This is a genomic window from Methanospirillum sp. (assembly GCF_028679455.1).
In the GTDB taxonomy this organism is placed as follows: Archaea; Halobacteriota; Methanomicrobia; order Methanomicrobiales; family Methanospirillaceae; genus Methanospirillum.
On record NZ_JAJRBM010000154.1, the window covers coordinates 1 to 10,990 of the forward strand.

13 protein-coding genes are annotated in these 10,990 nt (G+C 49.0%); 7 read left to right on the plus strand and 6 right to left on the minus strand.

All coding sequences use genetic code 11. The features are described 5' to 3' along the window. On the plus strand, positions 1 to 189 hold a 189-nt coding region (locus LUQ50_RS05210; RefSeq protein WP_300037213.1), incomplete at its 5' end, for a hypothetical protein. Positions 190 to 219: 30 nt separating this feature from the next. Here the strand turns inward: LUQ50_RS05210 and LUQ50_RS05215 are convergent. Then, on the minus strand, positions 220 to 834 hold the full coding sequence (locus LUQ50_RS05215; protein WP_300037217.1) for a hypothetical protein: 615 nt from the start codon (positions 832 to 834) through the stop codon (positions 220 to 222). Positions 835 to 1,024: 190 nt separating this feature from the next. Here LUQ50_RS05215 and LUQ50_RS05220 point away from each other — a divergent pair, with 190 nt between their 5' ends. Continuing rightward, a complete protein-coding gene (locus LUQ50_RS05220; RefSeq protein ID WP_300037222.1) occupies positions 1,025 to 1,231 on the plus strand; it encodes a histone family protein in 207 nt (68 codons plus the stop codon). An 88-nt stretch (positions 1,232 to 1,319) separates the two neighbouring features. On the opposite strand, the gene LUQ50_RS05225 is transcribed toward LUQ50_RS05220, so the two are convergent. Further along, positions 1,320 to 2,573 carry a tetratricopeptide repeat protein gene (locus LUQ50_RS05225; protein ID WP_300037225.1) on the minus strand — a complete coding sequence of 418 codons (1,254 nt, stop codon included), beginning with the start codon at positions 2,571 to 2,573 and terminating at the stop codon, positions 1,320 to 1,322. 550 nt (positions 2,574 to 3,123) lie between these two features. On the opposite strand from LUQ50_RS05225, the gene rbr reads away from it, so the two are divergent. Continuing rightward, positions 3,124 to 3,696 (plus strand): rubrerythrin, encoded by a 573-nt coding sequence (gene rbr / locus LUQ50_RS05230; RefSeq protein WP_300037228.1) that lies wholly within the window; start codon positions 3,124 to 3,126, stop codon positions 3,694 to 3,696. 54 nt (positions 3,697 to 3,750) lie between these two features. On the opposite strand, the gene LUQ50_RS05235 is transcribed toward rbr, so the two are convergent. Next, positions 3,751 to 5,451 carry an ATP-binding protein gene (locus tag LUQ50_RS05235; protein ID WP_300037231.1) on the minus strand — a complete coding sequence of 567 codons (1,701 nt, stop codon included), beginning with the start codon at positions 5,449 to 5,451 and terminating at the stop codon, positions 3,751 to 3,753. A 253-nt stretch (positions 5,452 to 5,704) separates the two neighbouring features. Here LUQ50_RS05235 and preA point away from each other — a divergent pair, with 253 nt between their 5' ends. Then, the gene (gene preA / locus LUQ50_RS05240; protein WP_300037234.1) at positions 5,705 to 6,904 is read left to right on the plus strand and encodes an NAD-dependent dihydropyrimidine dehydrogenase subunit PreA; all 1,200 of its coding nucleotides are present in this window, start codon (positions 5,705 to 5,707) and stop codon (positions 6,902 to 6,904) included. On the opposite strand, the gene LUQ50_RS05245 is transcribed toward preA, so the two are convergent. Beyond that, the gene (locus tag LUQ50_RS05245; protein ID WP_300037237.1) at positions 6,885 to 7,766 is read right to left on the minus strand and encodes an MBL fold metallo-hydrolase; all 882 of its coding nucleotides are present in this window, start codon (positions 7,764 to 7,766) and stop codon (positions 6,885 to 6,887) included. The genes preA and LUQ50_RS05245 overlap by 20 nt on opposite strands. A gap of 135 nt (positions 7,767 to 7,901) precedes the next feature. Further along, entirely contained in the window at positions 7,902 to 8,621 is a 720-nt protein-coding gene (locus LUQ50_RS05250; RefSeq protein WP_300037240.1) for a hypothetical protein, read from the minus strand. Between the two features lie 174 nt (positions 8,622 to 8,795). On the opposite strand from LUQ50_RS05250, the gene LUQ50_RS05255 reads away from it, so the two are divergent. Together LUQ50_RS05255 and LUQ50_RS05260 are read left to right on the plus strand one after the other, a co-directional pair. After that, positions 8,796 to 9,110, plus strand: a complete 315-nt coding sequence (locus tag LUQ50_RS05255) for a hypothetical protein (protein WP_300037243.1) — start codon at positions 8,796 to 8,798, stop codon at positions 9,108 to 9,110. A 115-nt stretch (positions 9,111 to 9,225) separates the two neighbouring features. After that, positions 9,226 to 9,852, plus strand: a complete 627-nt coding sequence (locus tag LUQ50_RS05260; protein ID WP_300037246.1) for an FmdE family protein — start codon at positions 9,226 to 9,228, stop codon at positions 9,850 to 9,852. 33 nt (positions 9,853 to 9,885) lie between these two features. Here LUQ50_RS05260 and tsaA read toward each other — a convergent pair whose 3' ends face one another. Continuing rightward, positions 9,886 to 10,356 carry a tRNA (N6-threonylcarbamoyladenosine(37)-N6)-methyltransferase TrmO gene (tsaA, locus tag LUQ50_RS05265; RefSeq protein WP_300037249.1) on the minus strand — a complete coding sequence of 157 codons (471 nt, stop codon included), beginning with the start codon at positions 10,354 to 10,356 and terminating at the stop codon, positions 9,886 to 9,888. 138 nt (positions 10,357 to 10,494) lie between these two features. Here tsaA and LUQ50_RS05270 point away from each other — a divergent pair. Further along, positions 10,495 to 10,990: hypothetical protein (locus LUQ50_RS05270; RefSeq protein WP_300037252.1), on the plus strand; the 496-nt coding region annotated here is incomplete at its 3' end.

The following is a 10,990-nucleotide window of genomic DNA, read 5'->3' on the forward strand; positions in this document are numbered from 1 at the left end:
CCCAGGGCCGATGAGCCAAGTCCTAAAACAATACAGAGAAGGAGGAACGCAGAAACTGGTTTCATAGTAATAATTTGGGATTCCTACAGGAATACAGATGAAATAATAATATATGTGACAATCAGGGAGAACTATCACTACCCGGTCGTAAGCAATGAGACAGGAGGGATACCCGTATCACTATCATAATGATAAATATTTGAAATCAATATCAGGGGATTACCAGGTAATTGTAAGATTTGGCTTTTCCATCGTGGTCTGATTACGCGAAACTGATGACTCAGGAGTGCTGTTGATGTGACGGGCAGGTTCAGTTCCGTTTCTGATAGCAGCCATCTTCTCCTTAAAATCAGCCTTGCTGGATTCATTACCAAATGCGGGACCTCTCATCGGACCCTGACCCACCATATCGGTGAAATTACCGGTATAGTTTCCTCCATCCCATGCATGATGCGGGGGCATACCGCCGGGCGAGTTCATAATTACTGTGACTGGCATAATCACAAAGACGTTTATAGATGTTCCATTCGGGAGATCCATCATATCTTCAGAGGTCAGGTTGGTCTGGTTCGTATCAGATACCGGTACCGCACCAGAGACACTTCCTGCTCCCATAATACAGGCGAACAGGCAGCAGATAAGGAACATCTTCTTCATGAACGAGAGTTTGCTATGAGATGTAAAATGGTTTCTCAAACCGGGTGAGAGATCAGCACGAGATGAAAACAGATACCGAACTGATGAGGCAGAAGGTCTGATCCCACGCATGGAGGAGAATGCCGGAGTTTTCTGCGAAGGAGACATCAGATGGTTTTTCCGGGTACGATGAAGCATGCACGATGATATCTGAACCATTTTTAGAAATACACGAGATATAGAATCCTGGAATAATATGCGACCCGGAGCGCCGGTCTTCGACAAACCCCTTAATTCATGATGAGATGAGGTCCAATATCACAAAATACTCGATTGAAAGCATAGCTTTTATATCTTATTCCGGATATTATCTTTAGAGGTAGGAAATATGGCAGACTTACCAATTGCAGCAGTTACCAGAATTGCAAAGCAGAATGGTGCAGAGCGTGTCGGAAGCGACGCAGCAGAGGCACTTGTGAAGATGGCAGAAGACTACATCGCCCAGCTTGCCCGTGAAGCAAACAAGCTCGCACAGCATGCAGGTCGCAAGACAATTAAGCAAGAAGATGTAGAGATGGCATCCCAGTCCCTCTAATCTTTTCGTCCAACCTATTCTTCGTCAACGTGCACAGCATCATCACCAATTCGTGACGAGTGTGCTAATTCTGTCAGATGGAAAAAGTTCAATCAATCAGGACTCTGCGTACTCCATCCGGCCCGACCTGCTCACTCATGGCACGTACCCTATTCCCCCCTGATCTGTGGGTATCACCACCACCCAGGGGAGATCTCATCAGACTGAATATAAACGCGGGATCCTGTTCTGACAATTTCTTCAGCAGTGCCTTACTCTCCTCGTCCCTTCCTACCGATTTTAAGGCCCAGGATTTTCCAAGTGCTGATCTGATATCAGCCGGATCGCGGGCTAATAAGGATTCAAACATATCCAGTGATCCTGCCGGATCGTCATCAATGATAATAAATGCCTTCTGCCTGATAAACACCAGATTATGGGGATCATGTTCGATCGCCTGATCAACCCGGATGATCGCATCAGGTACCTGCTTATTGAGTTTATGAAGTGATGCAAGCCCGGATAAGGCATAACTGTGAGCAGGGTTTACGGCTATCACTTTTTCCAGATCAGTCGCTGATATCGGGGTTTTCTCCCCGGTTGTATCAAGGGAAAGGAACGCACGGTAATACGTGGCAGCTAGGAAATCCACGTCCGCATCTGGCACTGAACCCTGATGATGATATCCTTCACTCTCTTTGAGGAGCGGACAGAGCATCGCATACATTTGGGAAGACAGAAGAGTCTGCTCAACAATATGGGAGAAGATCTTTCGTGCATGCGGGTAATCTCCTGACTGATACAGCGAATCTCCATACGCGATCTGCAGATCAGGAGCATCATCCATCATGTCCAGTACCCGCTCTACCGCCCTGATACTATCGGAATACCGGCCTGAACGGTAGTAACTTAGTGCCAGGGTTGAGTACCCAATCTCGTAATCAGGAGATAGTTCCACCGCACGCTCAAGCAGAGAGAGACCTTCGTCCTTATCACCAAATGCAAACAATAACGACCCGAGGTTGTGAACCGCACGATGGTTCTCTGGATCAAGTGCAATACACCGGCGGTACGAGGCTTCTGCAGTATCTGTCTTCTGGACCTTTGAATAACTCAGACCCCGAAGCATCCAGGTTTCCGGGTTTTCAGGGAATAATTCAACAAGCCGATCTGATTCAGATATCGCTTTATCTGAAGGCCATCGGTTTGACGAGGCTTTATAATTCCCGATGTTGGCACCTTCATGACCGGGTTCGATCTTCAGAACAGACTCGTATAACTCAGATGCCCGTTCAAGATGACCCAGGCGATGATGTTTTTCTGCATCCTGCATCCTCCGTCTGATGAGTTTCTCCTTATTCATGAAAGCCTCTGATTGATCCGGTATGTATCAATACGCCTACCGGGATCCTGATCAGTACCATGCGATCTCATGACGAAAAATAAGTTGCAATTGGTCACTATGAAATCTGATATTATCCCGGGAGTTCACAAGAGTGGGCTCAGTACTCCCGGGTAACGATTCGTATCAGATCCGATACATCACTTTTGACAGGAAATATGTGCCAGACAGGTCAGGGATATCAGTTAGATATCTGCAGGAGGTGTTTTCGTACTGGATGGATGTACTGATTCAGGATTCCTGTTTCAATGCACGGATATCATTATCAGAAGGTTCTCAATGGTGGAACGTCAGGGGTATGAGTATCCGATTTCATTGAACCTTCCCATACAACCGTTACGGATTGTACAGGTACTCATCTATAAGCAGAATTACATACGCTTTCTTCTCATCCAGGCATACCGACACCGGATATGAAGGGAGCATCTAGGTTAAGAATAATCCAGGATCAGAACTTTTGATACAGGATTATTACCCATGAAAAAAGTACTGTATACCAGGGAACAAAGCCATGGAACTCAAAGGAAGCCAGACCGAGAAGAAGTTGCTTGCAGCCTTTGCAGGTGAATCACAGGCAAGAACCAGGTATACATTCTTCGCGAGTGTAGCAAAGAAAGAGGGATATGAGCAGATATCAGCGCTCTTCATGGAAACTGCAGAGAATGAAAAGGAGCATGCAAAACTCTTTTTCAAAGCACTCCCGGGTGGGGAGGCAGAGATTACTGCATCATATCCATCAGGAAAGATCGGGACCACTGCTGAGAACCTGAAGGCTGCAGCAGACGGAGAAAAGGAGGAGTGGGGAGCACTCTACCCCGACGCTGCAACTGTTGCTGAAAAAGAAGGGTTCCCTGATATTGCTCATCTGTTCAGGGCAGTTGCGAAGGTGGAGGCTGATCATGAAGCCCGGTACCGCAGGTTACTCTCCCAGGTAGAGAAGGGAACGGTCTTCAGCAGGAGTACTGAGGTGAGGTGGAAATGCCGAAACTGCGGGTATGTGCACACTGACAAACAGGCACCTCATAATTGTCCGGTATGCTCACATCCCCTCAGTTACTTTGAACTCTGGTGCGAGAACTACTAATATCAGACCTGGCCTGCCAGAGTCCTGAACAGTTTTTTTTGAAAACGGACACCATCATACCGGATATCTGAAGGCGTGTTCCGGGATAAGAATCTCAAACCTGACCCCAGAACCCGGAACCCCTGTCTCTCTGATGGAGAGCCCGGTAATTGAGAGGAGCTCCCGGATCAGGAACATGCCAAATCCGGTATGTTTGCCAAATCCTTTCTCAAATATCTTATCCTTATCATCAAGAGCAATCCCGGCCCCATCATCCTCATACATCAGAATGACCTCATGGTCCCTGTGTATGAAAGAAAGCATGATGGTGGTGACACTGCCACCATGACGTACTGAGTTGTCAATCAGGTTGTAAAAGACGCGTTCAAGCAGAGGATCTGCCAGGATCTCTCCGGATATTCCGGCAGTTGAAAAGGTGATATGCTGCTCATTGAATGAGGCAGTTGCCTTCTGGAACACGGCAAAAGGATCCTGCCAGGATGGCTCATGAATACCCGCATCCTGGTATTCCCCGGTTGATTCGACATGTTGCTGCATCAGATGGAGGGTCTGTGTCATCCGGTTAAGATATTCAGGAGCATCAGGGTCAGTTGGATCAGTTCTGAGCAGATACACATACAGTTTCATCGCCGTTATCTGATTGAGGATATCATGCCTCATAATTCCCGATAACAGAAGCAGTTTCTGATTCATACTGATAAGCATCTCTTCAGTATGCTTCTTTGCGGTAATATCCCTGAAATTGAGCACCCGTCCGCGAACCGCATCCCCCACCTGATACAGGGTCACCGAGAGATCATACACCCTGCCTGATCTGAACACGATCTCAGTCGAGAAGAGCTCCTCTCCTGCCGGACACAACCAGAAATCATCCCTGATTACATCAGGATCAGCAGTATGATAGCGGAGCAGATGGAAAATATCAAGATCCTCCTCGTTGATCTCTTCTGAAGACCTGATATCAAGCATCTTTTTGGCAGTCTGGTTATATCTGCTCACGATTCCGGAAAGCGAGATTACCACAATACCATCAGCAGTTGATTCTATCGTAGCCTGCTGAAGGGCATTGGCCTCAGAGAGTTCCACGGTCCTGTCACGAACAAGCGTCTCCAGATGCCCCTGATACCGGGTGAGTTCTTCTTCAGTATTCTTTTTGCGATCAATCTGCTGAATGACAATCCCGAGGAGAAGAAGCCCGAAAAAGATGACATACTCAGTATCACCGTGCGGAAATAATCCGGGAGGAGCAGGGTGGTCCATATCGAAGGGAAAGAATGTCAGTACTGACTGAGTTATCCCGGTAAACAACACCGAGAGTATAAGTAGTTCTAAGAACGGATTGATCCTTTTGGCATGATATCTTCTCAGGGCATAAAACCCGGAACCTACGATTGCTGCCATCACCGCTATAATCACATCAGGAGTAGCTCCTCTCCCTCCTTCTATCACGATACGAAAGAACAGGAGAAAACAGGTGATAATTCCTGCAGATAACAGACCACCAACATACCCGGCCAGCGGAATGAGAACACCGTTCAACCCGATTGAGGGATGTGTTGTCCCGGTCCAGGGAACAAAGATCCCCATTACTGCTGCAAAACTAAAGATTAGCCCTACCAGAATCGAGAACGAAATACGTTTATCCTGGTAGATACGACCAGGAATGAAGTTGTAGAGGAGAAGAAGCATGATCAGAATACTGATATTCTCAAACCAGTGGCGAACTTGATCTGACAACATCAGTATGGTATCCATTCATCCTCCATGCTCTGAACAAAAGTGTAGAATCGTTAGTCTATACAGAATAATATCCTTCCTTAATGAACCGGATGTATGTGGCAGACAGAATACACAGAGATCTGATACCTGACACGAAAGACCTGATGCATGCCGGGATCATACCGGGTCAACAGTGATCATATCCACGAATCATCGCGAAATCGCTCTGATCATCATATTTCCGGGTAAAATCAGAAGAGATATTCGGTTATGATACCGAGATCAGAGTATGACAAAACCCGCCATCCTGCAGACAAATCTTGGAACACTCACCCTCCCAAACCCGTTTATCCTTGCATCCGGTCCTCCCACGGCTTCAGGAGAGATGATCAGGAGGGCATTTGAGAAAGGATGGGGTGGAGCGGTAATCAAAACGATCAGACCTGATGGTATGGATATCAGGGATCTCTCACCCAGGTTTGCGGCATGGAAAGGGGTACGTGGTGAACTGTACGGATTTGAGAATGTGGAACTGCTCAGTAAGCGTACGATATCGTACTGGGTAGAGGAGATCAGGGCAATAAAACAGGATTTCCCGGACAACATGCTGATTGCAAGCATCATGGGAGACACCGATCCAAAAACCTGGCAAACCCTCGCAATTGCAGTACAGGATGCTGGTTGTGATGCGATAGAACTGAATGTTTCATGCCCGCACGGGATCCCTAAAGCCGGACTCGGGGCATCAATCGGGCAGAACCCAACCCTGATAAGAGACTTTACCCGAACGGTATCAGCGGTTGCCAGGGTTCCGGTGTATGTAAAACTCACCCCCAATATCACCGATATCAGTGTAATAGCACAAGCAGCGGCAGAAGGAGGGGCAGATGGAATATCTGCAATCAACTCGGTTCAGTGCATGCTCGGTGTGGATATTGACACCTTCACGCCGGTGCCTTCGGTTGATGGGTATGCTACTCCAGGGGGATACTCAGGACCGGCCATCAGACCGATAGGGCTGAAGATGGTGTCAGAGATCGCACGAACCGTTCAGTTGCCGATCATGGGAATCGGCGGAGTCAGCAGATGGCAGGATGCAGTAGAGTACATGCTGCTCGGAGCTGCAGCAGTCCAGGTCTGCACTGCGGTGATGTGGAACGGATATGGGATCATCAGGGGGATGAGGGAAGGGCTGACCAGATATCTTACCGAAAAAGAGTACTGTTCACCTGATGCAATCAGGGGAATGGCACTGAACCGGATACGGACTCATCAGGCAATGAACAGGTCAGTCAGGATCTATCCGGCGGTAGGTGGTCAGGAGATCTGTTCCCGGTGTGGAAGATGTATTACTGCCTGTCGGGACGGTGGATATCAGGCACTCAACATGACCGGAGGAGGAGTAATTCTGAACCGTGAGCGATGTGACGGATGCGGCCTCTGCATCCTCGTCTGTGGCACCGGCACGCTTATTGAAGCCCTTCGTTGACAGGGATGAGCAATGACAGATACCGGGTCAGTACAGAGATCAGGTGTTCGGGATCCTGCTCATGGAGATCACCGGCCTGCATCAGCAGATCCACATAGGAGAACATATCTCCAAATCGTTCCCTGGCAATCCGGGAGTACTGGTGAACGATCTGCATATTCTGATTCCACCGGTGTACCGGCTCATAGGATCCGAAATCCGCGGGTATGAAAGGGGTACCGCTCATCATTCCTTTGATATACGTGATGTTCTGCCGGATCAGATCCCGGTTCACCAGACCTGAATGGGCAGATACCAGGATCCTGGCCGGGTGATCCAGAAGTGAGGTCAATGTTGTGATATACTGGTCAAGATCTGCTGCATCAAGATAGGGGATCGGATCTTCAACAAGGTCACCCAGGTAGAGTACCTGGTCCTGGAGATCATAGCAGACCGATGAGTCTTCGGTGTGGCCGGGAGCGTGCCGGATTGCTATCGCTTCGTCATCAAACGTCAATCGCTCTGAAAAGGTCAGATTTGGGGGAGTGAGTACGACCTTCCCCCTCTGGAGGTGGGCATTCAGATTCAGATCAAAGATCCCCCGTTCCTGCATCCGCACCCGGCATTGTTCATGCCCGATGATGACCGGGTTATCAAAAGCACCGTTCCCCCAGATATGATCCCAGTCAGCATGAGAGTTAAAGAGTACCAACTGTCTGAACCCGGGATCAGCAACGAGCAACTGCATGACCTGATCCATGGATGCAGAGCCGAGATGAGTATCACAGAGCAGGTGAAACCGGGAACCGGATATCAGGTACAGGGAGATATCGTCGTCAAAGGTCAGCAGACGTCCCCTGCCTGCGATCTGCTCAACTCTCATATCTGCAGATATGACGGGACGCAATAAAAACCAGATTGTTCAGGATCTAAAAAATAAAAAGAAGAGGGGTCATATCAGGGTATGGGGACGGGAGCAGGCTACCCCCGTTATGGACATCGTGAGATCTGATCTGAACTATTCAAGGTGAATTGTCGGAAGTATGGCGTCACGAACAGAACTCTGACTTTCGGCCCGTTCAGGACTGTCATATACGAAGTTGACATTATATACCATCCCAGGCTTGCAGAACAGATATGTCACTGCAGTTCCCTTGTCTGTGTTCTCAGCCGTGATCTTCACCACACCGGTCCCATCAGGGAGCGTCAGTTTTTCGACCACATATCTGACAAAGGTCATGGATATCACGTTCACCGATCCATTCAGTGCAACCTCCCGGGATATCGCCATCTTCTCCGCATACATCTCTTCAGTCGTAGCGTTTGCATCCTGACGGGTCACCTGAACAGAGTCTTTGCTATCGGTAGCAGTCAGGATGGTCAGGATGTGAATACCACCCTGCTCTGCGATAATCCTCATCTTTTCAAGGGAAGTGTTGCTGATAGGTTTAAACCGATCCGGATAGGAGAGAGAGATTCCATCCCCGGCAACCATAAGTTCGTGTACTTTGGGGGTGGTGTTCAGAATCTGCGCAACTGCAGAACCGGCACTTTCGGGGATTGAAGTCGGCCCGGGAGATGAGATGGTTTCTACCGGGACCATCGTTCGCTCCGGGTGAGCAGTTTCCTGAGTTGCCAGAGTGGCCTTCTCCTGGCTTTGCGAGGTACAGCCCGCAAAGATGACTGATACCAGTACCAGAACTATGAGAGATATCGTGAAGATTCGTTTCTGATACATAACTCAGGTATAGGTACTGAAAAGAGGAAATAACTCTTTTCCGGTTCCAGAGAAATCGGACAAAAATCAGGAGAGATTACCGGCATCTGATAAAACCTCCCGATTCATCAGTTCAGGGCTGATAGACCGGACATTCAGGTGAACACTCATCTCCCTTCAGGATGATCACAGTATATGGATCAGATCGGGCGGGTTCTCGAAGTGATGGCAAAGGCAATGGATGCAGTTACGGTTCGCCACATCACCGGAGAGACCGGAATCGCCACCTCAACTCTGGTAGGGGTCATCATGGCGATGATCAGACAGGGATACATACGTGAGGTTCACTCAAAGGGAACAGAACCAGGTGAGAACAACTCCCGGTGCACCTGCGTATGTTGCAACCCGGATTCGGATCATGCCGGACCCGGTTCATGGGATCAGAGATTCTATCAGATTACCCCGAAAGGACTGGCATATCTGCAGAACTGGAACGGTAAAACCAGATGAGCATCAGCCTTCGTGATCATAGAAACCTGGTGCCGGTACTGCAGAATTTTGTCGATCAGGTCGGGAAAACCCGAAAAAGAGATGAGGAACCTGAGCAGAAGAGACAGGTATGTGCATGCCAGTCAATTCAGGATCTTCATCACCATATCCCTCATTTGATGAGGTGGTGCGGTTTCACGGACATACGTGCCCGGGACTTGCTACCGGGTATCAGGCTTCCATTGCAGCAATGAAGGCACTCGGGGTTACCAGGCCCAGGGACGAGGAACTGGTAGCCATCGCTGAGACCAATGCCTGTGGTGTTGACGCAATCCAGGTCGTTACCGGATGTACAGCAGGAAAAGGGAACCTTATCATTCATGACTACGGGAAACATGTCTTCACGTTTATCAACCGGGAAAACGGAGAGGCAGTCAGAATACAGACAAAACAGCCTGATATCCCTGAACGGGCATCACTCCATGAACTGAGACCACGGGTTTTCTCAGGTACTGCCACCGATGAGGAGAAACAAGCGTATCATTCTCTGATGCATACCATCGTCAAAAAGATGCTCGCACTGGATCCGGAAGAGATGGTGACGATAGAGAAAGTCACGGTACAACCACCTTCAGAAGCAGAGATATTTGCTTCTATCCCGTGCGAGTGCTGCGGCGAACAGGTAGCAGATGCACGAACCCGTGAGTATGAAGGGAAGAAGATCTGCATCCCTTGTTTTCTCAGGAAGACCGGTACCACCTGAACTTTTTTTGCATCTGATCCTGGAGAGCGTAATCTAGGACTCAGGAGTCTGCCCGTTTTGGATCCTGGTTCCTTCGTGAGGGGGTAAGGCTGGGAATTCGGAATCCGGAATACAATCAAGGTCTGGAACGTAGGGTTTTATGTCGATCACCGGTGATCCGTCCAGGGCCTCTATACCGGAGACGGTGATGACCCCGTTATCGAGTGAGATGATCCTGCCGATTGAAAGCGCAATCGGATTAGGACGGGCCGGAGACCTGATCGTAAAGACAGGGCGGGCCTCCTTCCAATCAGGCCTCCTGGCTAGCAATAGATCCCGTTCTGCACGATCCATCCAGAACAACACCCAGATATGGGATATCCCGATCATCTCCCCAAGACCATCCCGGAACTGCGGATAGATCGTGATCGTAGAACGCTCATTGCGCCCCCGACCCTGGTGCGGGGCCTCCTGCCTGGTTTTGTATGGTGAACTGATGATACCAATTGGGGTGAGTTCTATCATAAGAGAGCATGGGCGATGCAACAGATAAGGTACTGCTACCCACCGATTATTACCGGATCATCCTGCCGAAGATAAGAGAGGGGAGGTTACCCATACTACTATTACCTATATCCCCAAACCTTTCTGGTCGCAGATAGTATGAACCCACTAATGTTATTACTCTCATTCTCGCCCTGGATCCTCTTTGGGATCCTCTCAGGTCACACACTTACATCTCTGGAAATTGCCCTTGGAGTCTCCCTGATCCTCACCATTATACTCAGTTATAAGGATCTCAGGCAGAAGATGATCGTCTCCTGGACGACGTTGATCTATTTCCTGGTGGCATGCATCCTAGTCATCGGCCTGCACCAGTATGTGGTGATCCCCTACATCGGCATCGCCTCTAATGCGGTCCTTACCCTCCTGGCATTCGGAACACTCGCTGCAGGAATGCCTTTTACCATGCAGTATGCCAGGCGTGACGTTCCCCAGGAGCGATGGACTGATCCGGTATTTATCAGAATCAATCAGGTTATGACTGCAGGTTGGGGAGTACTCTTCCTTATCGGGTTTATCAACAGTCTCATCCAGTTCTGTTACCCCGATTTCCTGGGAGTCCTTGGAGATGGTCTGATGTATGTGACCATCGTTA